This window comes from Paenibacillus solanacearum (assembly GCF_910593845.1).
GTDB lineage: Bacteria > Bacillota > Bacilli > Paenibacillales > NBRC-103111 > Paenibacillus_G > Paenibacillus_G solanacearum.
Map to the genome: position 1 here is coordinate 1 of NZ_CAJVAS010000065.1, position 22,729 is coordinate 22,729.

The window sequence follows — 22,729 nt, forward strand, 5'->3', positions numbered from 1 at the left end:
TTCCCAGTATGTAAGACCCCTTGTAGACGACGAGGTAGATAGGTTCGGGGTGGAAGCGCGGTAACGTGTGGAGCTGACGAATACTAATCGGTCGAGGGCTTATCCAAGAGCTTTTCGAAGGAAAGCTAGCTTCGGAAGCAGTAGCTAAAGATTCAGCATTTGACTTTTGTTGCAGCGAAGATTTATTTTTTGGAAGTGACCTTTGTGCGAAGCACAACGGAACGAGAAAAGATAAATCGGAGCCCGTTTCGATCCAGTTTTCAAGGTGCAAGCCTTGAGATAAACATCGTTTGGTGATGATGGCGGAAGGGAACCACGCGTACCCATCCCGAACACGAACGTTAAGCCTTCCAGCGTCGATGGTACTTGGACCGCAGGGTCCTGGGAGAGTAGAACGTCGCCAAGCAAAAAAAACCACGTACGTGGTTTTTTTTTATGCCCGTAAAAGCAGCTCTGATGGAAAGTGACAATGACGCCGGAACCAGAACAGAAGCGCACAGCTTGACAAAACGACCCGTTGTAACTAGAATAGATACAACGGCGGTGATATAACTTGAAGCAGATCAGTACACGCTTTTCTATGGCGGTACACACACTATCCTTAATTGCCGTCAGTCCGAATGACTGTACGGGCGATTTCATAGCGGGCAGCGTTAATACAAATCCGGTTGTGATTCGAAGAATCATGGGGATGCTGAAAAAGGCAGGATTAGTTGAGGTTCGTCCGGGTGTGGGTGGCGCGGCATTGCTCAAAGAACCGAGTCAGATTACACTTCTTGACGTTTATCGTGCTGTGAAAGTGACGGAAGAAAGCCAACTGTTTCGTTTACACGAAAGCCCCAACATACATTGCCATGTCGGGCGGAACATCGAGAAAGCACTGCAATCCGAGTTATATGACGCCCAAGCGGCTTTGGAGCAAAAGCTGGCACAAACGACATTAGACCAACTGATTAACAAGTTCGAATAAAAGCTCTTAACAGAGCTTTTATATATAATCTTGTTGTAACCTTATTGGTTATAACAATGGCAATTACAACACAAGATGATGGAGGAATAAGTAATGAAAATATTAGTAACTGGAGCCACCGGGAAATTAGGTTCGAAAATTGTAGAGACACTATTGAAATCCGTACCGGCAAGCCGGCTGGCTGTCAGCGTCCGGAATCCGGAAAAAGCCGAACATTTAAGAGAGCGCGGCGTAGACGTACGTCAAGGTGACTTTGACCGGCCGGATACATTGGAGGCGGCTTTTTCGGGAATCGATCGCTTACTAATCATCTCTGCTGATGGAGACAACGAAACAAGAATCCGGCAGCACGGAAATGCGGTTGAGGCCGCTAAGAATGCTGGAGTGAAGTTTATTGCATATACGAGCATCACCAACGCGAAGGAGAGCCACAACCTCATGGCCCCCACACATCGGGCGACGGAGGAAGCAATTGCGAATACGGGTATCCCATATGCCTTCCTGCGCAATAACTGGTATCTGGAAAATGAAATCTTCGGCATTCAAGGCGTGCTGGCCGGAGCCCCTTGGGTAACATCCGTAGCCAATAATGGCAAGGTCGGCTGGGCACTGCAGCAAGAATACGCGGAAGCGGCAGCGAATGTGCTGATTGGCACCGGACATGAACATACAATTTATGAATTGTCCGGCAAACTGTTAACTCAAGAAGAACTGGCATCTGCTCTTGGGACGGTATTGGGCAAGGAGGTTCCGGTACATCAAGTGAGTGATGAAACGTACGCCGATATCATGAAAAATGCAGGCGTACCGGATTTTGTGATCCCGATCCTCGTAGGGATTCAACAGGGCATTCGGGAAGGAACGCTGGAAGTAGAGAGCAGCGATTTCGAAAAACTGCTGGGCCGTCCGCTTACTCCGATTCAAGAAGCGTTAAGCCAGGTTGTTCATAAGATTAACAACTGATCGTGGAAATAGAATCAGTCCAACCGAAGGTTGGCATGCGAAAGCAACAAACAAGGGCAGTTGGCCGCGCGCCAGCTGCTCTTGTGTTTGATTCAGTTTTTTTGAAATATTGCCTGGTAGCGCCATTCGGAAGACGTGCAAATGGGGGGAACATGATATAATTAAGTAACAAACAAGTCCATATTTATGGAAGAGACGGGGGACGAACCGATGCTTGCTGCGATAAACAAGAAAGTTGAAACGTTCGAAGGTAAGCGTTTTCCTTTCAAGATGAGCATACAGCAGAACCGGCAATTTCTAGTCAATTCCCACTGGCATGAACATTTGGAACTGGTGAAAATTGTTCAAGGACCGGTGTTGTTTCAGATCGACCAGCATAGCTTTAACGCGGAAACGGGGGAAATTTATTTTATTAACAGCTGCCAGGTTCACTCCGTCGCTTCTTCCCCTGGCGTCAACTGCGTTATTCAAGGCATGGTATTCGATAAGACGCTGCTGTTTTCTCAAGAAAATTTGGAAATGAGGCATTTGCTCTCGCTCTTCCTGAGAACGGAAAAAGTGGAGAACAGGTATGTACAGAGCCACCCGTTATGGGCGCAATTGAATGAGGAGATGAACAAAGCTTACCAAGAGTATACGCTGGAGGAAGTAGGGCATGAGTACAATATTCTTTCCTGCGTTTATCGGATTATTGTTTCTATGCTGCGACTGTATAAGCAGGATTTGAACGCCAGTCCTCCGCGGCAATATGCCAATCAGTACATGCGGCTTAAGCCGGCCATCGACTACATGGAAGAGCATCTGGCCGATAAAGTATATATGGAGACGGTTTGCGAGAAGGTCAATATGAGTCTTTACTATTTCTCCAGCCTGTTTAAAAAAGTGTTCGGCATGCCGCCCGTTCAATACTTGATCCAGCTACGTATTAATCACGCCAAACGGCTGCTGCTTGATGAGGAACGGTCCGTTACGGAAATTGCCGAGCTTTGCGGGTTTTGCAACATCAATTATTTTGACAAAGTATTCAAAGAGAAAAGCGGCTTTACGCCGATGGATTTCCGCAAAAGGTATGTCCATCCAAGTTAGTCGTGCTGCTGCCAAATGTGGCTGCTTTCGTCGCGAAGCCGGGAATACCCGAGGCATAAAAGAGCCCTCTCGGCTTCCCTAATGAAGGAAGCGAGAGGGCTGAAGCGCTGTATTAAGGATGCGATGCATTATGACAGTACAGTAACGCACGCATTGAGCTCCGATGATCGGCAGTGTCCCGATCGGAGAAATTATTCAACGAATGTCGTTACGCTTTTGGCAGGGAGCGTATATTCAAAGCTTCCTCCGCCTGTCGGATAGCTCCCGATCGACGCAATATTTTCCGTGCCGCTCGTCCGGTATACCGCGACCGACGCTGCGGTCAGTCCGCTGATCGTTACGGTGACAGGCTCCGAAGAACGATTGGCCGCGACGAGCGCCGCTTTGTTCGTGGTTGTATTTTTCGCAGCCGTGACAGTAACATAGCTGTTGCCGCTGTCTGCCTTCACCTTGTGGTCTCCCGGGCGAAGGAAGCGGCTGAACTGCCCCATTGCGTACAGTCGCTTGTTGATGACATACGTCCCGTCGAGCTTCAGATCGACGAGCGACTGCCGGGACACGGCGGTACTTGCCGTGGAAGGCTTCGCAACATACCACCAATACAGGTAGGAGCTGTAGCCTTGCTCCAGCGCAGCATTGATTTGATCGGCAACGGCAATGCCTCCATCTATCGTGGCGTCGTTAGGCTCCGGCATGCTGTATTCCATCATAAACAACGGTTTGTTAAACGGGCGAAGATCATAGTTATAGACGTCATAGGTGTCCCAATTATAGAAATGCGTGCCGATATAATCGAGCTTTTGGATATCAGCCGGATTCATCTGGTTCAGCAGCTTCATCGACGAGCCCAGATGCCCCCCTTCCGGAGCACCGATCGACACTTCGATCCCGTCGGTCTTGAACGCCTCGTACACAGCGGACACGACGCTGCTCATCTCCGCCCCGGTATAAATCGCCGACGCATAATCGACCAGCGCTTCCGGCTCGTTCTGGATACTGAGCCAGTCGACGTCATATCCGTAATCTTCCTTGTACTTTTTGGCCCAAGTGAGCAAATATTCGGCAAAGTCGTCGTAATGCTCCGGCTTCAAGTGGCCTCCGCGAATGGCGGATGCATTGTCCTTCATCCAAGCGGGAGGACTCCACACCGATGCGGCGAACCGCATCGACGGGTTGCGGCTGATCGCCTGATCGGCAAACCACCGCTGATGGTGATCCGTGTCAAAATCCCATACGCCGGGTGCAGGCTCTATGGATGCCTGAAACGCATTTCTCGGATCGGGGTCGCTTTTCGTGAACGGATTGATTTCCAGTCTGACGATATTAAGGCCGGCTTCATTGCCTTCCATGCCGAAAAATTGATCGAGCAGCATTTGCTGCGTTGTCGTATCGATGTTCCTGAAATCATAAGCCGGGTCGTTGGCCGTCGCGCCGAAGCCCCATATTTCCTGTTGTACCGCACTTTTATCCACTTGAATGACATTGACCTTCTTGGATACGATCGTAACGATCTTCTCCTCCGCGTCCCAAGACACTGTCGCTTCCAGCGCATCGGCGACATAGTGCGCCGGCACCATCAGCACACCGTCCTTGAGGTATGCCGGACCGGCGAGAGCGACACTCGAGCCGTTCACCTGGGCAAAGGAATCACCTGCGGTGATCTGGCTCGTTCTGCCGTCCTTGACGGCCGTTGCCGTCAGCGTCTGTTCATTCCACGACACAGCGGCTCTCAAAGTGGCGAAGGTTTTGGGCAACTGCACGTAGGGAATGCCGTTCTTCGTCTCCGGCTTGGCGTTCAAGTACACGACCGTTTTGCCATCCACGACGGCTTCCATCGCTTTAGGAGGGATTCGCGAAGGCGGGATCTCCGTCGTCACGCCGGTCTTCACGACTTCCACGTCGTCGATGTACAGCGTGCCGACAACGTCGGTATAGCCAGGGAGCGACATTTGCTCGATTGCGATACCATAAACGGAGTCCACCCCGATCGTATATGGAATCGTAATTTGTACCCAGTCCTGATCGGTGACGAGCGATCGGTAATTGGCTCTGTCGTTGTAGTAGCCCGTATTGGTTAGCGTACCGTCAAAATCGATGACGGAAAGGTAGAAGTAGCCGGCTTTAACGGGACTGGTGGAATCCACTCTGGCATAAAGGGACAAGTTGTACTGCGTACCCGGAGTCACATCGAGTCCTGTGAATGCGTCGGTTATTTTGACCCGGTTATACAGTTCCGTTCGTCCGGCAATGTGCACGCTTTTGCCACCGTAAACGCCGTGTACGACCGTACTGTTCAGCGACAAGTTCCAGAGCGCTTGTCCGCCTCCAACGCCGATATTCGCCTTCTGTATGGTGGTGGCATCATCGTATGTAATATGCTTCGAGGTCGGCGGCGGCACTTCGGCTACCTCGACATCGTCGATATGGAAAATCGGCACGGTTTGGGTCCAGCTTCCGGAGCCGATCTGTTCGACGGCGATCCCGTACACCGGGTCTCCGGTTGCCAGGTACGGAAGCGTTAGCTTCGTCCAGCCGTCCTGGCCGACCAAAAATTTATAGTTGGTCGTATCGAAATAATACGGCGGGTCCGATGGCTGCTTCGCACCCGGGTACGTCACGACGGACAAGAAGAAATATCCGTTCGTCACACTGCTGCTCGAGCCCACTTTGGCCCATAGGGAGATGTTGTAATGCTTGCCGGCTTGCATATCGAGACCGCCAAACGCCTGCGGGATTTTCAACCGGTTATACGTTTGGGTGCGTCCGCCGATTTTAACGCTTTTCCCGGAATCGCCGCGGTAAACGGCGGAATCCAGGCTCACATTGTTCATGTTCAACCCGCCGCCGGCTTCCAGGTTCGCCTGCGAGATGTTCGAATAGACGTCGAACGTAATGCTGACGGATGGCAAGGGGGGACTCGATCCGCTGCTTTCCTCCGCCTGCGCCGCGGAGACGAATGCGAACATTTGGAACAGCAAGCTGAATGCCAAGCATAAGCTCAAATAGCGTGGATACGGACGCTTCCATACCTTATTCATGACAGGGGCTCCTTTCGAATCGCTTTGATCGTTGTGCGGCTATACGCGTTCAGGATGCTTGCGGGAAAGGCGGCGCAAAGCTGGGCCGGAGCTAGGCCGGGCGTTCTCGCGGGGGAATGGCTTCAGCCCATAGTGTCTTAATCCCCGCCCGAGGCGCTTCGCCAGCTCTGCTGGCCGCCGTCATGTTGGCTTGCAAACTCCGGGTACCTCTTGTCGGCATTCAGGTGCATCGGTGTGCCGGTGCCGGCTTTAGTAAGGCATGTAAGGTGCTGTGTTATTTGGCAGCATTCGATTCTACGCGCTTGTTGACTTTGTCCTCGGCTTCCCGAAGGGCCGTGTTCAGGTCTTTGCCGTTCATATATTCCTCGAAGCTTTTGAAGACGAGATCTCTGCCGAGCGAGTTATACTGTGAAAATTCCGGAGATGGCGGAGAGGTGCTTTTGAAAATGGATTGCAAATTTTTGCCCTTGAGGAACGGCATATCGGCTCCGAGCGCCTTCTTCGTCTCCGGATTTTTCAGCGAAGACAACCGGGCCGTAGACTTCGCACTCAGCAGCTGCACCTCATCCGAGGACATGATGTTAAGAAACTGTGCCGCCTGGTCCTTGAATTTGCTCGTTTTGGCGATAAGGAACAGCTGCGAATCGACATGGTTGTACAGGTTCGGCTTCTCCTTGAAGCTTGGATATTGCGCCAAATCCCAGTTCAGGCCAAGCTTGGTTGCCTCTTCGAGCCCGATATTGAGCAAATTATTGTAAGGCAGCATGGCGATCGTCTGATCTTTCATAAACCAGTTGCGGGCTTGGAACGAGTTCAGCTTTTCCGGCCTGTTGTGGGGAATGCTCCAAATTTCTTTGGCGGTTGTAAATATGGTCCGCCAGCCATCCGAATTTACGATGGCCCGGTTCGTCTTGGCGTCGACATAAGTAAGCGACAACTGCATGGCCATGCGGGCGATCGTGTCGGGATCAAGACCGCGGTATTCGACGCCGTTGTCCAGGCGCGATACTTTTTTGGCGAGCTCGATGGCGTCTTGCCAGGTCATGCCGTCCTTCGGGTAAGGGACGCCGAACTTGTCGAATATATTTTTGTTATAGTACAGTGCGCTGAAGTGGGCGAAGAAGGGCAGGCCGTACAGTTCGCCCTTGTCCGACTTGGCGCTGGCCAGCATAGCCGCATCGAAGCGTTCCAGATTCACCTGATGCTTCTTCATGAGCGGGGTTATATCCTCAAGCAGATCCAGCAGCTTGTACGTGCCGATATCCATATTGTTCGTGTAGATGAGGTCCGGCGGCTGTCCTGCAGCGACCAGCTCGGCGATCGTCGTTCCTTTGCCCTGCCGGATCGGCTCTACGCTGATTTGCGGAAATTTTTTCTTGAGCGGCGCTGCAATCAGCGTGTTCAAATCTTCGTCCGTGATCGAGCTGTTGGATATATACACTCTCAACGTTGCCGGACTCTCGCTGACAACCGGCGTCTGTGGCGTGTCGGCCTGGCGTTTCCCGCTATCGGTTCCCGGAGCGGCTCCCCCGCAGCCGGCCAGCGCCGAAATCACCATGAGCATACATAGTCCTGTGATCGGTTTGTTCGGTTTCATTCAAACTCCTCCTTGGCAATAATGTAATGGACGTTGCGCTATAAATTAAGCGCTTTCAATTTGCGCGCCTTACGCGCTTGCAACGCGTTCGGGCTCGATGCATCGGTGCCGGCCGGATGTGCCGGCGTTTTGCTGAAGCGCGGTCAGTCTTTTGAAAAGCCCAGCCGCCCTGCAACTAACGCCAAGCTGTTCCTTGTTTTATCTTGTAAAGCTGATCTGCTCGGCACCAAGGGTAGGCTGCCCCCTGACTTGAATTTGCAGCGCAACTTTTACTTACACTATAACGATGATCTTTTTGAAGTTCTACCTAACTTTATCGAAGATATTTATATTTTTTTGCTGTTTTGCAAAACGGCGGTCCATGACGAAGAACGGGGAGCAGCTGTAGTTTCGTATTCCCTCAAACAGTCTGGGAGGCGATGGCTGCCATTGACAACATTTTGCGTTTCGCTTGACAGTCATGCCGTGCCGATCGATCCCCGTACAGCCGTCATATTGACATGACAGTAGGGGGAAGGTTATAATTAATTTTCAATAGTGCATATTTGGAAAGCGTTGAAGAAATTCAGTAGGTCATAGCCCATTAGCCAGAGAAAAGGCTTTGGTAAGGTGGTACGCGCGCCGTACAAACCGCCAGCTGTGAAGGCCTTTCTAATGAAGGATGACTGAACGCTCATTTCTGAGCGCGGATGAGAAGGCCGGCGTCGATTGATGCATGAGCCGAAAACCCGCCGGCGGGAGCCGTTACAATCCGTTCTGAGGAGATTGCGCTTCTGTCCGCAAGGAAAGCGTAATAACCAGGGTGGTACCGCGAGCACATCGTCCCTGTTATAGGGGCGTTTTTTTGTGTTTCTGCACAAATATTCCATTTGAGATGGGCGGCTGACAACGTTGATGCATCGCTGCAGCCGGCTGCTAATATAGGAGGAGCTACCGATGAAAGCCAGTGAAATTCGCGCAAAATGGTTGAAGTTTTTTGAAAGCAAGGGCCACAAAATCGAGCCGAGCGCACCGCTCGTTCCGCACAACGACCCGTCGCTGCTCTGGATCAATGCCGGGATGGCGCCGCTCAAGCCGTATTTTGACGGCCGCGTCGTGCCGGACAACCCGCGGATTGCGAACTCCCAGAAGTGTATCCGCACCAACGACATTGAAAACGTAGGGAAAACACGCCGCCATCATACGTTTTTCGAAATGCTGGGCAACTTTTCGATCGGCGACTATTTCAAGGAAGAAGTCATTACGTGGGCGTGGGAGTTTTTGACCGACCCGCAGTGGATCGGCTTCGACCCGAATCGCTTATCCGTTACGGTGTATCCCGAGGATACCGAAGCGTTCGAACTGTGGAACAAGAAGATCGGCCTGCCGGCCGAACGCATCTACAAGCTGCAGGAGAACTTCTGGGACATCGGCGAAGGTCCGTGCGGCCCTTGTACCGAGATTTTCTATGACCGCGGCGACGCATACGGTGACCTGAACGACCCGGAATGCTGGCCGGGCGGAGAGAACGAGCGGTTCCTTGAAGTATGGAACCTCGTCTTCTCGCAGTTCAACCACAACAAAGACGGCAGCTACACGCCGCTTCCGAACAAAAACATCGATACCGGTGCAGGTCTGGAACGTTTTGCCTCGATCCTGCAGGACGTTGACAGCAACTTCGATACCGACTTGTTCCAGCCGCTTATTCAGAAAACATGCGAGCTGGCCGGCGTGAAATACAAGCAAAACGATGAGCATGACGTGGCGCTTAAAGTGATCGCCGACCATATTCGTACGGTTGCTTTCTCCGTAGGCGACGGCGTCCTGCCGTCCAATGAAGGGCGCGGGTACGTTATCCGCCGTTTGCTGCGCCGTGCGGTACGCTATGGCAAAGTGCTCGGCATGGATAAGCCGTTCCTGCACTTGCTGACGCCGCTCGTAGGCGACATTATGGGCGTATACTATCCGGAAGTGGTGGAGAAGCGCGAGTTCATCGAGCGCGTTATCCGTACGGAGGAAGAGCGGTTCCACGAAACGCTGTCCGACGGCTTGGCCATTTTGGCGGAGCTCGTAGAGAAAGCGGGCAAAGAAGGAAGCAGCCAAATCAGCGGCCCGGACGCGTTCAAGCTGTATGACACGTACGGCTTTCCGTTCGATTTGACGGAAGATTTCGCTGCCGAAAAAGGACTTACGGTAGACCGCGAAGGCTTCGACCGATCGATGCAGGAGCAGCGGGACCGCGCCCGCGCGGCGCGTCAAGAGTCGGAAAGCATGAAGGTGCAGGGCGGTCCGCTGGCGGACTTTACGGATAAAAGCGAGTTTGTTGGTTATACTGAATTGGTAACAACTGCTAAAGTGATCGCGATCGTGCATGAGAACCAGTTCGTCGATTTGGTCGGAACGGGCGAAACATGCCAGGTCCTGCTGGATCAGACGCCATTCTATGCGGAAAGCGGCGGTCAAGTGAGCGACCACGGCTACATTACGGCAGGCGACACCGTACTCAAGGTGGAAGACGTAAGCAAGGCCCCGCATGGACAGTATGTGCACACGGTCGTTGTGGAAGCTGGCGTTCTTCGCAAAGGCGATTCCGTGCAGGCGACAGTGACGCAGGAAGTGCGCGAGGATATCATCAAGAACCATACGGCAACCCATCTGCTGCATAAAGCGCTGAAGGAAGTGCTGGGCGATCACGTGAACCAAGCGGGCTCGCTGGTGGCACCGGAGCGGCTTCGCTTCGACTTCTCCCATTTCGGCAGCATTACGACGGAGGAGCTGCAGGACATCGAGCAGCGCGTCAATGCGCAGATCTGGAAGAGCACAGCCGTGGATATTTCGCTGAAGCCGATCGCGGAAGCGAAGGCCATGGGCGCCATGGCGCTGTTCGGCGAAAAATACGGCGAGGTCGTGCGCGTCGTGCGTGTCGGCAGTTACAGCCTGGAGCTGTGCGGCGGCTGCCACGTCGGCAATACGAGCCAGATCGGATTATTCAAAATCGTAAGCGAGTCGGGCATCGGCTCCGGCATTCGCCGGATCGAAGCGGTAGCCGGCCGCAATGCGTATCAATATTTGGACGGACAGCTGCAATTGCTTCGCGAAGCGTCCGGCCTGCTGAAATCGAACATCGCCGACGTGCCGAAACGGATCGACGCCTTGTTCGCTCAACTGAAGGACGTATCGCGCGAGAACGAGTCGCTCAAAGCGAAGCTTAGCGGCATCGAAGCTGGTTCCTTGACGGATCAGGCCAAGACGGTGAACGGCGTGACTTTGCTGGCGGCGCAAGTAACCGCAGGCGACATGGAAACGCTGCGCAATATCGTCGACCAGATGAAGAACAAGCTCGGCTCGGCGATCATCGTGCTCGGCGCGGCTGCGGAAGATAAAGTGAACCTCGTTGCAGCGGTAACGCCTGATTTGGTATCCAAAGGCTATCATGCCGGCAAGCTGATCAAGGAAGTGGCTGCACGCTGCGGCGGCAGCGGCGGCGGTCGTCCGGACATGGCTCAGGCTGGCGGCAAGGATGCCTCGAAGCTGCAAGAAGCGCTGCGAAGCGTGGAACAGCTTGTGCTGTAGATTATCCTTGCGAGCAAGCGGCGGAAAGCTCGGCAGAGCTTTTCGTCCGCGCTCCACGAGGGGCGGATCGTACGCTCCGGCTGCCTTTGCGGCGAAATCAGCTCAAATTGCGGATAAACACGGGTTTTCTTAATTAATTTCACGTTGTCAAGAGGAATTATTAGGAAAATATCGAATAGAGAGTTATAATAAAACCATATCGATGTAACTTGAGGATGAGCGACCGCGATCCAGAGGTAGGTTTTATTGGTACAGAATGTAGTCGTTTGCTGCGTTGCATTGACGAACTGCACATTCTGTAGCGCAAATAAAACCATATCGATGTAACGCGAGGATGAGCGACCGCGATCCAGAGGTAGGTTTTATTGGTACAGAATATAGTCGTTCGCTGCATGGCATCGACGAACTGCACATTCTGTACGATAATATGGTTAGGGGGTGCTGTAGTATGAGCTCGATGGATAAAACAATGAAGTTTAACGTCAAAGCAGAAGAGATCGAAACGTCTCCGAAAGATGTGATTTTGGCTGTGTACGACGCGCTTCAGGAAAAAGGCTATAACCCGATTAACCAAATCGTAGGTTATTTGCTGTCAGGCGATCCGGCATACATTCCGCGTCATAATAATGCCAGAAGCATTATCCGGAAACGGGAACGGGATGAACTGATCGAGGAGCTCGTCCGTTCATACCTGCAGCAAAATAAATAAGCATCATGATCATAACGGAGCCATCTTCGTATACGGGAGGACGTTGCACGATCGTGACAACTCCACAGGCCGGTCATGGAGATGCCGTTGCACAAGCCGGCGACGAACTTCTTGCTTTCCGCAGAGGAACCGTTGCGCTATGGTGACAACCGACTCCTGACATTAGAAGGAGTGGCCGTTGCAACGGGGGAGCGTTTATGCGTTTAATGGGATTGGATTACGGGGACAAGACGATCGGCGTCGCTGTCAGCGATGAGCTCGGCTGGACCGCTCAAGGGCTCGAAGTTATACGCCGGACAACAGTGGAGCGGGATACCGCCCGGCTGCGGGAGCTGATGGGAGCGTACGGCGTCGGCGAGATCGTGGTCGGCTTGCCCAAAAATATGAATAACACGATTGGGCCGCGTGGTGAAATTTGTATCGCATTCGCCCAAAGTTTGCAAGAAACACTACAAGTACCTGTGCATATGTGGGATGAACGGCTGACGACGGCTTCGGCGCAGCGAACGCTGCTCGAAGCGGACGTTAGTCGCAAAAAACGCAAGCTGGTCATCGACAAGATGGCCGCTGCGCTTATATTGCAAGGATATATGGATGCCCATTCTAAATGATCAAAGAGGTGATCGATTTGTCTAAGGATCAAACGAACGACCAGGAGCAGCTTCTGGAGGAGCCGGAAATCATCATTATTCCGGACGACGAAGGCAATGAAGAGGAATTTGAAGTCATCATGAAGTTTGAAGTAGATGGCTCGGACAAAAAGTACATGATGGTCGTTCCGGTTGATGCCGACGAGGAATCGGACGAAGTGTACGCGTTCCGTTACGAAGAAGACGGAGACGATTTGCAGTTGTACACGATCGATGATGAAGAGGAATGGAACATTGTCGAAGAAACGTTCAACACGTTGATGGATGAAGCGGACGACGAAGAAGAGTCCCAATAACAGAGACGACAGGCGCTACCCGTATACCGGGGAAACGCCTGTTTTTTAATGATGCACTATTCTCCGTTCGCCATAACTCCCCCTTGACGCCATTCAAGGCAGAAAGCTATACTGAATGCGCAATCCTACAAGCAACCGAATACTTTACGTGCTAAACGATGTGCAGCTTTGACGTACATAAATTTCTCCACGATTGCAGGAGGTGGTTTATAGTCGGGCAGGTTCATCGTTTTTTGGCATGGGGTTACACAGAAGTGCGCTTACCGTAAAGCGCATGCCGCGGATAGACAGGAGGAGCAGTCATCATGCATTCCATTGAAGGAGGCCACACTGCGTGCGTCATCGAATTTATCCAATCCTGTGTATCATCTGTGTTGTTTGGGTTGCAAGCTTTATAGCGGGCTGCAGCGCGAATAAGGAGGCCATATCCGGGAAAGAGGCCCCGGGCGATCGTCAAGCGGCCGCTGCGCCGCAGCCGGTCACGCTGAAGGTAGGGCAGCTGACGTATACGCTGCCTCGCGAAGACTTTCAAACGCTGGTGGCCGATCCGGTCAAAGTGAAATATCCGCACATTACGCTCGAGTACGTCGAGATTAAAAATTTGAATGAGATGGCCGTGGCCGGGACGCTCCCCGACTTAATATGGGACGGGATTACATTGTTTGCGCGGTCTTCCATCCTCGACATTCCGCTGGATATGGCGCCGTTAGCCAAAAAATTCAACTTCGACTACAATGTGCTCGATACCCATGTCGTGGACAACGTGAAGATGTTATCGACCAAAGGCGAAATGATGTTCTTCCCGGTATTTGACATTATGTTTGTGACCCATTACAACAAAAACATCTTCGATAAATTCGGAGTCAGCTATCCGAAAGACAATATGACGTGGGATGAAATGCTTCAGCTCGGCAAACGATTCAACGTGCTGGAAGGCGGCGTGCAGTACCAGGGCCTCAACATGAACGGATTGAACCGCATTCCGATGCAAACCGTTCTGCCGAATGTCGATCGGGCTACCGACCGGGCCGTCATTCAAAGCAATCCCGGCTGGAAAGCGCTGTTCGAAATGCTGAAGCCGGTGTATTTAACGTCCGAGGGCAAGGCGCTGCAAATTTTTAGCGGCAAAGCGCAATTCCTCGAAAAGCAAAACTTGGCTTTATTTCCCGACCTGACGCTGCTTGGAGCCAGCAACGTGGACCTGGAAAAAGCGATAGGACGAGGCTTGGAATGGGATATGGTGACGTACCCCGTGTTCAAGGAGAACCCGGTCAGCGTAGGCGGGTTCATGGACGGGTTTATGATTTCGAAGAGCAGCAAGCATCCGGAGGAAGCGTTCCAGGTGCTGATGCATCTCGCTTCGGAGGAAGTGCAGACGAAATGGACCCGGATCGGCAAAATGACCGTACGGAACAACGACAAGATCAAAGAGCAGATTATGGCGGAGAACCCGCTTGCGAACGGCAAAAATGTGAAGTCGATCTTTGCGCTCAAAAAACCGAAGGCCTATCCGTCGACGATTTACGATTCGACGGCCGTATCTGCGTATACAAGCAGCGGATTCACCCCTTATGTGCAAGGGAAAAAAGATTTGAATACGGTGCTGCGCGAAGCGGAGGAAGTGCTGAACGCGAAGATCGAGACGGAAAAAAGAAGCAAGCGATGAAACAGTGACATAGAAACGGTGCATGTAAGCCCGGCGCTGCCGGATTATAGCTTTCATGCGCAAGTATGATATGATGGTCTGTAGCGCAAGCTTACCATCGGTAAAAATACAAGTACGAAGCCGCGGCGGCTCCATTTGTGAGCAGATGCCAGGCTAAAGGAGGATTAAGTTTTGTACCGCATTTCGGATGTTACCCCTTCGCAGCAGTTGCGGGATGCCTACGGAGATGATATTATTTTGTATGACGAGCAACAGGAATCTGTCGTTTACCGCATCGTTTCCGAGATTACGCTGCAGGGCCAAAGCTATGCGATGTTGGAGAAAGCGAAGCCTGGCAAGGAAGACGAACCGGAAATTTTCCGGATCGTGAAGGAAACGGACGGCAGCCTGACGCTGCAAACGATCGAAGACGACGATGAATGGGAGAACGTCTCCGAACTCTTCGACGAGCTGACTTTTCCGGCTGACGAACAATTATAATTTACGGTTCATGGTAAATTGTTGCCCGAGCGGAGATGATCCGCTCTTTTTCGTTTGTGTGCCGAGGCTTTGGATCAGGCCAGCGCCGACCGGTAAGGGAAGGACGAACTGCAATGAAGCGGGTAGTGTTACAAATAAGCGCCTTTTTGATCATACTGTTACTAGGAGCCGGAGCGGGATTCGCTCTGCATATCGGCAAAGCGCTGAAGCCGATGCCGGCATCGCCCGAGGTACAGCGGATTTCGTATCCTCCCGGCACAACGGCCGCGCAGCTTGCGGCCGAGCTGCAAAGCAAAGGCATCGTGCGGGATGCGCGCATGTTCACATGGTATTTGAAATATAAGAAGGAAGGCTCACGCTTTCAGGCGGGCGAGTACGAGATGTCGCCCGGCATCGCGCTGGACGGCATTATCGGGCAGCTGAACCGCGGGGAAACGGTCAAGGAAGACATGCTGCGGCTTACCGTGCCGGAAGGGTATACCGTCCGGCAAATTGCGGACAAGCTGCCGGCGCTCGGGATCGACGCGGAGGAGTTCGTCCGGCAGGCGCAGAGCTATCAGGCCAAGGAAGGCTCGGTGGCTGCGCTCATTCCGAGCGATTCGCCGCTCAAGTGGAGGCTGGAAGGCTATCTGTTCCCCGAGACGTATGAGTGGAAGAAGGATGTCAAGCCGCAGGAGATGCTCGAGAAGATGATCTCCGAGCTGGACAAGAAGCTGGAGGGGCTGCCGGCCGGCTGGCAGGAGGTCCTGAAGCAGAGAGGACTCAGCTTCCACCAAGCGCTGACGCTGGCGTCGCTGATCGAGCGTGAGGTCGTATTGGAGGAAGAACGCACGCTGGTCAGCGGTGTCATCGCCAATCGCATCAAGCAAGGGATGCCGCTGCAGATCGACGCAACGGTGCAGTACTTGTTCGATAAGCCGAAGGAGCGCCTCTTCGAGAAAGATTTGCAGACGGAGAGCCCCTACAATACTTACTTGAACAAGGGCATGCCGCCGGGACCGATTGCCAGTCCGAGTCTTGCGTCGATCCGCGCGGCGATTTATCCCGCGGAGACGAACTACTTGTTCTACGTCACCAAGAAGGACGGCAGCAAAGGTCATTTGTTCGCCGAAACGTATGAGCAGCATAAGAAAAATATTACGGACAGCAACATGACGGCAAGCAGCGGGGCGAAGCCCTAGTTATAAAGGCAAGGCAATAATGGATAAAGACGGTGATGAAAAGATGCAAACGGAGCTGTTGATTTCGGCCGGCTCGGCGGAAGAAGTAAGGCGATATATCGCTGCGGGGGCAAATGCGGTCATGGTCGGCGAACACCGGTTCGCGCTGCGCATGCCCGGAGAAGTAACGCTGTCGGAGCTTGCAGAGATCGTGCCTTGGGTTCACAAGCAGGGAGCCAAGCTGTACGTAGCGGTTAATAATATTATGGAAAACGATATGCTCGACGACTTGACGGTTTATATCGCCAAGCTCGGGGAGCTGCAGGTCGACGCGATTGCGTTCGGCGATCCCGCCGTGCTGATGGCAGTGCGTCAAGCGGCCCCCGGCTTGCCGCTGCACTGGAACGCTGAGATGACGTCGACCAATTACGCCACGGCGCGCTATTGGGCGAGCAAAGGCGCTGGACGCTTCGTGCTCGCGCGCGAACTGAACCTCGAGGAGACGCTGGAGATCAAGCGGCAGCTGGACGCCGAGATGGAAGTGCAGGTGCAGGTGCACGGCATTACGAATATTTATCATTCGAAGCGGAGCCTGCTCACGAACTATCAGGATCATCAGGGCCGTCCCGAGGAGCTGCAGAAGCTGTCGCTCGGACAGGAGGAAGGGCTGTTCCTGATCGAGCAGGAGCGCCAGGACGAGCGGTTTCCAGTGTATGAGGACCAGAACGGCACGCATATTATGAGCTCCGATGACGTCTGTATGCTGGACAGCCTGCATGAGCTGCTGGAAGGCGGACTGGATAGCTTGAAGATCGAAGGGCTGATGAAGTCCGTCGAATATAATGAAACGGTCGTCCGCAGCTATCGCAAGGCGATTGACGCGTACGAAGCGGACCCGGCCGGATATGAATTTCAGGAGCAATGGCTGGGTGCGATCCGCGAGCTGCAGGATCCGAGACGCGAGCTGTCGTACGGTTTCTTTTATAAAGAACAAGTGTATTGATCATATAATGGAGTTAAGCGAGGTGGGAAACAGATGACTTTGGTTCGGGAACAATTATTAGGCAAACGCGTACGGCTTGAGAAGCCGGAGCTGCTGGCGCCGGCTGGCAGTCTGGAGAAATTGAAGTTCGCCGTGCATTACGGAGCAGATGCGGTGTACATTGGCGGACAGCAATACGGCCTGCGGTCCAATGCGGACAACTTCACGTTCGAAGAAATGCGCGAAGGGGTCGAGTTTGCGGAGAAATACGGCGCGAAGGTGTTCGTCGCGACCAATATTTATGCGCATAACGAAGACATTACCGGCTTGGAGGAATATTTGCGCGGCATCCAGGACGCAGGGGTGCATGCGATCATTGTAGCGGATCCGATCATTATCGAGACGTGCAAGCGGGTCGCGCCGAAGCTGGAGATTCACCTGAGTACGCAGCAGTCGACGATGAACCGCGGGGCGGTCCAATTCTGGAAGGACGAAGGCATCGACCGCGTCGTGCTGGCGCGGGAAGTGAGCATGGAAGAAATCGTCGATATCAAGAAGAACGTCGAGATCGAAATCGAAGTGTTCGTGCACGGCGCGATGTGCAGCTCGTTTTCGGGCCGCTGTGTGCTGTCGAACCATTTTACCGACCGGGATTCGAATCGCGGCGGATGTTCGCAATCGTGCCGCTGGAAGTACGATCTGTTTACGACGGAGGAAGACCGCTCGCAGCAGCAGGTCGGCATCAAGGAGCTGCCGCTGTTCCAGGAAGGCGACAATCCGTTCTCGATGAGCTCGAAGGATCTTGCGATGATCGAGCACCTGCCGGAGCTGGTCCGCTCAGGTGTGGACAGCTTCAAGATCGAAGGCCGGATGAAAAGCGTGCACTATGTCGCCACGGTCGTCAATGCGTACCGTCAGGCGATCGATGCGTATTTCGAAGATCCGGAGCATTACGAGATGAAGCCGGAATGGCTGTACGAAATCCAGAAGGCAGCGAACCGTCCGCTCAATACGGGGTTTTTCTTCGACCATCCGGGCCACGAAGACCATATCTTCGAGCCGGAAGACAAGGCGGCGCCGTATGATTTCGTCGGCGTAGTGAAGTCGTACGATGCGGAGACGAAGACGGCGATCATTCAACAGCGCAATCACTTCAAGCCGGGGCAAGAGGTCGAGTTTTTCGGACCGAACGGCACGTTCTTCAAGCAGGCCGTTTCCGACCTGTTCAGCGAAGATGGGGAGCAGTTGACGGCGGCTCGCCACCCGCTGCAGTTGATCCGCATGCAAGTGGATCATCCGGTGCACCCGATGGATATGATGCGCAAGAAGATTGGTAAATAACCGTTACGATAACGATATTTGGCAGGAAATTAGGCAACAGATCACAGACGTTTTGTCCGAAATAGCGGATGCTCGCATCCGCCTTTGGGCGAAACGTCTTTTTTTGCTTAACGGATCGTTATCCATCTTGAATGTGCGTTATTTATAGAAAATGCAAACTGGGATAATCTAAGCGTAGGCCCAATCGCGGTGATAAGAAGGAAATGCATCGAGGGTCATATGCAGCATTCTAGGGAGGTCTAACATATGAACATGAACAATACATGGAAGCGCGTTATGAGCGTAAGTATGGCATCGGTCGTCACGGCAGGCTTGCTTGCCGGATGCGGAGGCGGCGCGCAGAAGCCGGCGGAAGGCGGCCAGGGGCAAGCGGGGGCCAAACCGTTCCAAGGTAAAAAACTGACACTCGTCACGGCCAACCATCCGTGGGGCGAAGCGATCAAGCCGCTCCTTCCGAAATTCGAGGAGCAGACCGGCATGAAGGTCGAGCTGCAAAGCTTCTTCGAAGACCAGCTGACGCAAAAGCTGACCGTTCAATTCACGACGGGCGCGACGACGCCGGACGTATTCATGTACCGTCCGCTGCAGGAAGGCAAGCTGTTCTTCAAGAACGGCTGGGTGCAGCCGCTGGACGAGTACGTCGGCAAGGATGCCAATTATGATTTCAACGACTTCTCCAAGTCGGCCGTCGGCTCGACGACAGTGGATAAAAAGCTGACGGGCATACCGGTCATTACCGAGCAGGAAATTTTGTACTACCGCAAAGACTTGCTGCAAAAAGCCGGCATCGCGGTGCCGAAGACGCTGGATGAGCTCGTCGCCGCAGTCAAAAAACTGCATGACCCGAAAAACGAAATGTACGGCTTCGTCGCCCGCGGCCAGCGTTCGCCGCTCGTCACGCAAGTATCGTCCTTCCTGTATTCGGAAGGCGCGGACTTCATGAAGGACGACAAGGCGACGGTCAATACGCCGGAGGCACTCAAAGCTTTCGGGACGTACGCCACCTTGCTTAAAGATTACGGCCCTCCGGGCGTCATGAACATGTCGTGGCCGCAAGCGATCGGCATATTCGCGCAAGGCAAAGTCGCGTTCTATACGGATGCGAACTCTATCTATAACAACGCCACCGACAAGGAAAAATCGGTTGTCGCCGACAAGGTAGGCTTCGCGGTATTCCCGGGCGGCGCGGCAGGCTCCAAGCCTTACAACATTACGTCCTGGGGTCTGGCGATGAACTCCAAGTCCGCGAACAAAGACGCGGCATGGGAATTCATCAAGTGGGCGACGAGCAAAGAAGTCGTGCTTCAAACGCAGCAAAAAGGCAACCCGGGTGCACGGATGTCCGTATGGGATAAGCCGGAAGGCACGACCGGATTCCCGGCCGAACTCGTTCCGGTGATCAAGGAGTCGTCCAAAGGCGGCGTCGACCACGACCGTCCGACCGTGATCAGCGTAGGGGAAGCCCGCGACGCCGTAGGCGCGATCGTGCTCAAGGCGATCAGCGGCGAAGACATCAAGGCCGCCGCGGAGCAGGCGAATAAAGAGCTGCAGACGATTATCGACAAAGACAAAACCAAGTAAGCGATCGCTTGAAGCGAAGCTGGATCAAGGCCATACCGCAAGAGAGTGCTTTCCTGGCAGCTGCAGAAGGCGACCTGACGAAGGCACTCTCTTTTCAATAGTTCGTTCCTTTAAGGTAAACGGCGTTACACAAGGATGAAGGAGAGGGGTATGACGATGCCAACCAATTGGTTCGACCGTAACATCAAATGGATCTACACCTTGCCGGCCCTCCTCTTTGTTCTGCTCATGATGGTTTTTCCGATTTTATATACCGTAAGAATCAGCTTCTATGAGTGGAGCATGTCGGCGACTACACCGCCGAAATGGGTCGGCTTGTCCAACTATATCGATATGTTCAAGGATGACCGTTTCTGGCATGCGGTCACTTCGACGTTCTACTTCACGATCGCTGCGATCGTGATGCAAACGATTCTTGGCGTCGCCATCGCGCTCTTGCTGTATCGCGAATTCCGCGGCAAGAACATCGTCAAGACGCTGTTTCTGCTGCCGATGGTCGCCACGCCTGTCGCGATGGGGCTTGTATGGCTGCTGATTTACGAGCCGTCCATCGGCGTCGCCAATCAGCTGTTGAAGTCGCTCGGGCTGCCGCCGCTGCTGTGGCTTGCCTCTCCGTCGCAGGTCATTCCGTCGCTCGTCATTATCGACATCTGGGAATGGACGCCGATGATCGCGCTGATCGTGATGGCGGGCTTGTCCACCCTGCCGTCGGACCCGTACGAAGCGGCCGATGTGGACGGAGCGAGCACGTGGCAAAAATTCGCGTACATTACGCTGCCGCTTCTTCGCCCGACGATTATCGTCGCTGTCATGCTGCGGCTGATCGACGTGCTGAAAACGTTCGACATCATTTATTCGACCACGCAAGGCGGGCCGAACCTCGCCTCCGAAACGCTCAACCTGTACGGTTACGTGCTCGGCTTCCAGTACTTCAAGCTGGGAATGGCTTCGTCGCTGCTCGTCGTCTTCTTCGCGCTGGTGCTCGGTTTGACGCTTGCGCTCATATGGATTCGTAAACGTCTGGAGGTGTCATCGTCATGAGCGCGACCAAAAGCATGAAAAGAGACCGCCGGACCAAAGAGGTCGTCCTCGGCATCTTGACGTTCGTCGTTATCCTGCTGTTCTCGTTCCCGTTCATCTGGATGCTGCTCGCCTCCTTTAAGACGCAGGCGCAGATCATGTCGACGAGCCAGTTTCTGTTCTTCACGCCAACGGGGAAAAACTACGCGAAGGTGTTCGGGGAATACGAGTTTCTCAGGTTCATCTGGAACAGCTTTGTCGTCGCTGTAGGCTCGACGGTCGGCTCGCTCATTCTGGGGCTCCCGGCCGCTTATGCGATTGCCCGTTACCGGCTTCAAGGGCTCGGGCTGATCATTCTGGTCGCCCGGATTATCCCGGGAATTACGTTCCTGATTCCATGGTTTATCATTTTCTCCGGCCTCGGTCTGGTGGACACGTATACGGCGCTTATTTTAAGCCATATGCTGGTCGGGCTGCCGTTCATCATCTGGGTCATGATCTCCTTCTTCGAGGGGCTGCCGCATGAGATCGAAGAAGCGGGGCTGATCGACGGATGTACGCGCAATCAGGTGTTCCGCCGCATCATCCTGCCGATTTCCGGCCCGGGCATCATTACGTCCTCGCTGCTGTCGTTCATTTTCTCTTGGAACAACTTCATGTTTTCCATTATACTGGCAGGGGACAAAACCAAAACGCTTCCGATCGCCGTTTTCAATTTCATGTCGTATTCCGAAATCAACTGGGGCGCGCTGATGGCGGCAGCCTGCATGATCACGCTTCCGGTGCTCATTATCGCGCTGCTTGCGCAGCGGTACATCGTCAGCGGTCTGGCCGCCGGTGCGGTGAAGGGGTAATCCGAAGCTACGGCCGATTGACGGATCAAGGGGTTGACGCAGATCAAGATGATGACCGGACCATTCACCATCTTTCGCAAGGCGCTGGCGGCCATTATTGTGCTGCTGGTGCCGATTCTGTTCTTATATAGCTACTCCTACAAGGTCAGCGTTGAGGTCGTGAAGAGCCAGATTCAATCTTCGAGCCTCAATCAGCTGTCCTTTTTCCTTAGCCAATTCGATTCGAACGTGGAGCAGTTATCGCTGTTCCCGGTCATTCTCAGCTCGGACCCGTATGTCCGGGCTTTTGTCGAGCGGCGGGACGACGGCGGATTCGACACGATCAAGGAGCAGTCCAAAGTGTTCGAGAAGCTGAGCCTGCAAAGCGTCTCCAGTCCGTGGACGAATGAGCTGACGGTTTATTTGCCGAAAGACCGTAAGGTCGTATCCTCGAATATATTCAAAACGTATGATCCGCAATATGTAGCCGACCATGTTCCGATGGCGCAGTGGGACTATGAGAAAATATCGGTCGGTTCGTCGATCGCCGGCCATTTTGCCCGGCAAATCGCCGTTCCGATCAAAGCGGTGACTGTTGACGAGACGCAGGCGTTGTTCCAGGTGGCATTCCCGGTCGATAACATCACGCGCATGCTGGACAAAGTGAAAGCGGGGGGCGAGGGAGCAATGTCATTAAGATAAGGCTAAGAACCGGAAGTAAGAACAAGGGCAGGTTATCGAAAAGATAACCCGCTCTTTTTTTGCGTAAAAATGAGAAAAGGACTTGACAAGAAGTTGAAAAAGT

19 protein-coding genes and 2 rRNA genes are annotated in these 22,729 nt (G+C 53.4%); 19 read left to right on the forward strand and 2 right to left on the reverse strand.

Annotation, left to right across the window (positions count from 1 at the left end; genetic code table 11):
* The 5 genes from KXG62_RS31975 to KXG62_RS31995 all read left to right on the forward strand — a co-directional run.
* Nucleotides 1-107 (forward strand): 23S ribosomal RNA (locus KXG62_RS31975); the annotation flags it as partial.
* A gap of 182 nt (nucleotides 108-289) precedes the next feature.
* Nucleotides 290-406 (forward strand): 5S ribosomal RNA (rrf, locus tag KXG62_RS31980).
* Between the two features lie 147 nt (nucleotides 407-553).
* Nucleotides 554-970 (forward strand): Rrf2 family transcriptional regulator, encoded by a 417-nt coding sequence (locus tag KXG62_RS31985; protein WP_218096069.1) that lies wholly within the window; start codon nucleotides 554-556, stop codon nucleotides 968-970.
* Between the two features lie 93 nt (nucleotides 971-1,063).
* Nucleotides 1,064-1,933 (forward strand): SDR family oxidoreductase, encoded by an 870-nt coding sequence (locus KXG62_RS31990; protein WP_218096070.1) that lies wholly within the window; start codon nucleotides 1,064-1,066, stop codon nucleotides 1,931-1,933.
* 210 nt (nucleotides 1,934-2,143) lie between these two features.
* Nucleotides 2,144-3,019, forward strand: a complete 876-nt coding sequence (locus KXG62_RS31995; RefSeq protein ID WP_218096071.1) for an AraC family transcriptional regulator — start codon at nucleotides 2,144-2,146, stop codon at nucleotides 3,017-3,019.
* A gap of 191 nt (nucleotides 3,020-3,210) precedes the next feature.
* On the opposite strand, the gene KXG62_RS32000 is transcribed toward KXG62_RS31995, so the two are convergent.
* Together KXG62_RS32000 and KXG62_RS32005 are read right to left on the reverse strand one after the other, a co-directional pair.
* Nucleotides 3,211-6,057: a stalk domain-containing protein gene (locus KXG62_RS32000; RefSeq protein ID WP_218096072.1), complete on the reverse strand. Its 2,847-nt coding sequence runs from the start codon at nucleotides 6,055-6,057 to the stop codon at nucleotides 3,211-3,213.
* A 274-nt stretch (nucleotides 6,058-6,331) separates the two neighbouring features.
* A complete protein-coding gene (locus KXG62_RS32005; protein WP_218096073.1) occupies nucleotides 6,332-7,654 on the reverse strand; it encodes an ABC transporter substrate-binding protein in 1,323 nt (440 codons plus the stop codon).
* 33 nt (nucleotides 7,655-7,687) lie between these two features.
* Between KXG62_RS32005 and KXG62_RS32010 the strand changes: the two genes are divergently transcribed.
* The 14 genes from KXG62_RS32010 (at nucleotide 7,688) to KXG62_RS32075 (ending at nucleotide 22,626) form a co-directional block, all read left to right on the forward strand.
* Nucleotides 7,688-8,158: a hypothetical protein gene (locus KXG62_RS32010; protein ID WP_218096074.1), complete on the forward strand. Its 471-nt coding sequence runs from the start codon at nucleotides 7,688-7,690 to the stop codon at nucleotides 8,156-8,158.
* A 432-nt stretch (nucleotides 8,159-8,590) separates the two neighbouring features.
* Nucleotides 8,591-11,206, forward strand: a complete 2,616-nt coding sequence (gene alaS / locus KXG62_RS32015; RefSeq protein WP_218096075.1) for an alanine--tRNA ligase — start codon at nucleotides 8,591-8,593, stop codon at nucleotides 11,204-11,206.
* 448 nt (nucleotides 11,207-11,654) lie between these two features.
* On the forward strand, nucleotides 11,655-11,915 hold the full coding sequence (locus tag KXG62_RS32020; protein ID WP_218096076.1) for an IreB family regulatory phosphoprotein: 261 nt from the start codon (nucleotides 11,655-11,657) through the stop codon (nucleotides 11,913-11,915).
* Between the two features lie 197 nt (nucleotides 11,916-12,112).
* Nucleotides 12,113-12,526, forward strand: a complete 414-nt coding sequence (gene ruvX / locus KXG62_RS32025; RefSeq protein WP_218096077.1) for a Holliday junction resolvase RuvX — start codon at nucleotides 12,113-12,115, stop codon at nucleotides 12,524-12,526.
* Complete coding sequence (locus KXG62_RS32030) at nucleotides 12,523-12,861, forward strand: DUF1292 domain-containing protein (protein WP_218096078.1); 339 nt, start codon at nucleotides 12,523-12,525, stop codon at nucleotides 12,859-12,861. The genes ruvX and KXG62_RS32030 overlap by 4 nt, the downstream gene beginning before the upstream one ends.
* A gap of 334 nt (nucleotides 12,862-13,195) precedes the next feature.
* Nucleotides 13,196-14,527, forward strand: a complete 1,332-nt coding sequence (locus KXG62_RS32035; RefSeq protein WP_218096079.1) for an ABC transporter substrate-binding protein — start codon at nucleotides 13,196-13,198, stop codon at nucleotides 14,525-14,527.
* 171 nt (nucleotides 14,528-14,698) lie between these two features.
* On the forward strand, nucleotides 14,699-15,007 hold the full coding sequence (locus KXG62_RS32040; RefSeq protein WP_218096080.1) for a DUF1292 domain-containing protein: 309 nt from the start codon (nucleotides 14,699-14,701) through the stop codon (nucleotides 15,005-15,007).
* A 113-nt stretch (nucleotides 15,008-15,120) separates the two neighbouring features.
* A complete protein-coding gene (mltG, locus tag KXG62_RS32045; RefSeq protein WP_218096081.1) occupies nucleotides 15,121-16,188 on the forward strand; it encodes an endolytic transglycosylase MltG in 1,068 nt (355 codons plus the stop codon).
* 19 nt (nucleotides 16,189-16,207) lie between these two features.
* Nucleotides 16,208-17,170: a peptidase U32 family protein gene (locus KXG62_RS32050; protein WP_246627740.1), complete on the forward strand. Its 963-nt coding sequence runs from the start codon at nucleotides 16,208-16,210 to the stop codon at nucleotides 17,168-17,170.
* Nucleotides 17,171-17,203: 33 nt separating this feature from the next.
* Nucleotides 17,204-18,490 carry a peptidase U32 family protein gene (locus KXG62_RS32055; RefSeq protein WP_218096082.1) on the forward strand — a complete coding sequence of 429 codons (1,287 nt, stop codon included), beginning with the start codon at nucleotides 17,204-17,206 and terminating at the stop codon, nucleotides 18,488-18,490.
* Nucleotides 18,491-18,742: 252 nt separating this feature from the next.
* Nucleotides 18,743-20,071, forward strand: a complete 1,329-nt coding sequence (locus KXG62_RS32060; protein WP_218096086.1) for an ABC transporter substrate-binding protein — start codon at nucleotides 18,743-18,745, stop codon at nucleotides 20,069-20,071.
* 156 nt (nucleotides 20,072-20,227) lie between these two features.
* The gene (locus KXG62_RS32065; RefSeq protein ID WP_218096083.1) at nucleotides 20,228-21,112 is read left to right on the forward strand and encodes a carbohydrate ABC transporter permease; all 885 of its coding nucleotides are present in this window, start codon (nucleotides 20,228-20,230) and stop codon (nucleotides 21,110-21,112) included.
* Nucleotides 21,109-21,945, forward strand: coding sequence for a carbohydrate ABC transporter permease (locus KXG62_RS32070; RefSeq protein ID WP_425517401.1), 837 nt, complete (start codon nucleotides 21,109-21,111; stop codon nucleotides 21,943-21,945). Before KXG62_RS32065 ends, KXG62_RS32070 begins: the two co-directional genes overlap by 4 nt.
* A 48-nt stretch (nucleotides 21,946-21,993) precedes the next feature.
* Nucleotides 21,994-22,626: a hypothetical protein gene (locus KXG62_RS32075; protein WP_218096084.1), complete on the forward strand. Its 633-nt coding sequence runs from the start codon at nucleotides 21,994-21,996 to the stop codon at nucleotides 22,624-22,626.
* The last annotated feature ends 103 nt before the right edge of the window (nucleotides 22,627-22,729 follow it).

Excerpts from the sequence above, each read along its gene's own strand:
- KXG62_RS32065 (WP_218096083.1), top strand. The coding sequence starts at position 20,228 with ATGCCAACCAATTGGTTCGACCGTAACATCAAATGGATCTACACCTTG.
- KXG62_RS32020 (WP_218096076.1), top strand. The coding sequence starts at position 11,655 with ATGAGCTCGATGGATAAAACAATGAAGTTTAACGTCAAAGCAGAAGAG.
- KXG62_RS32060 (WP_218096086.1), top strand. The coding sequence starts at position 18,743 with ATGAACAATACATGGAAGCGCGTTATGAGCGTAAGTATGGCATCGGTC.
- KXG62_RS32030 (WP_218096078.1), top strand. The coding sequence starts at position 12,523 with ATGATCAAAGAGGTGATCGATTTGTCTAAGGATCAAACGAACGACCAG.
- KXG62_RS32005 (WP_218096073.1), bottom strand. The coding sequence starts at position 7,654 with ATGAAACCGAACAAACCGATCACAGGACTATGTATGCTCATGGTGATT.
- KXG62_RS32055 (WP_218096082.1), top strand. The coding sequence starts at position 17,204 with ATGACTTTGGTTCGGGAACAATTATTAGGCAAACGCGTACGGCTTGAG.
- KXG62_RS31995 (WP_218096071.1), top strand. The coding sequence starts at position 2,144 with ATGCTTGCTGCGATAAACAAGAAAGTTGAAACGTTCGAAGGTAAGCGT.
- KXG62_RS32000 (WP_218096072.1), bottom strand. The coding sequence starts at position 6,057 with ATGAATAAGGTATGGAAGCGTCCGTATCCACGCTATTTGAGCTTATGC.
- KXG62_RS31990 (WP_218096070.1), top strand. The coding sequence starts at position 1,064 with ATGAAAATATTAGTAACTGGAGCCACCGGGAAATTAGGTTCGAAAATT.
- KXG62_RS32075 (WP_218096084.1), top strand. The coding sequence starts at position 21,994 with ATGATGACCGGACCATTCACCATCTTTCGCAAGGCGCTGGCGGCCATT.
- ruvX (WP_218096077.1), top strand. The coding sequence starts at position 12,113 with ATGCGTTTAATGGGATTGGATTACGGGGACAAGACGATCGGCGTCGCT.
- mltG (WP_218096081.1), top strand. The coding sequence starts at position 15,121 with ATGAAGCGGGTAGTGTTACAAATAAGCGCCTTTTTGATCATACTGTTA.
- KXG62_RS32050 (WP_246627740.1), top strand. The coding sequence starts at position 16,208 with ATGGATAAAGACGGTGATGAAAAGATGCAAACGGAGCTGTTGATTTCG.
- alaS (WP_218096075.1), top strand. The coding sequence starts at position 8,591 with ATGAAAGCCAGTGAAATTCGCGCAAAATGGTTGAAGTTTTTTGAAAGC.
- KXG62_RS32070 (WP_425517401.1), top strand. The coding sequence starts at position 21,109 with ATGAGCGCGACCAAAAGCATGAAAAGAGACCGCCGGACCAAAGAGGTC.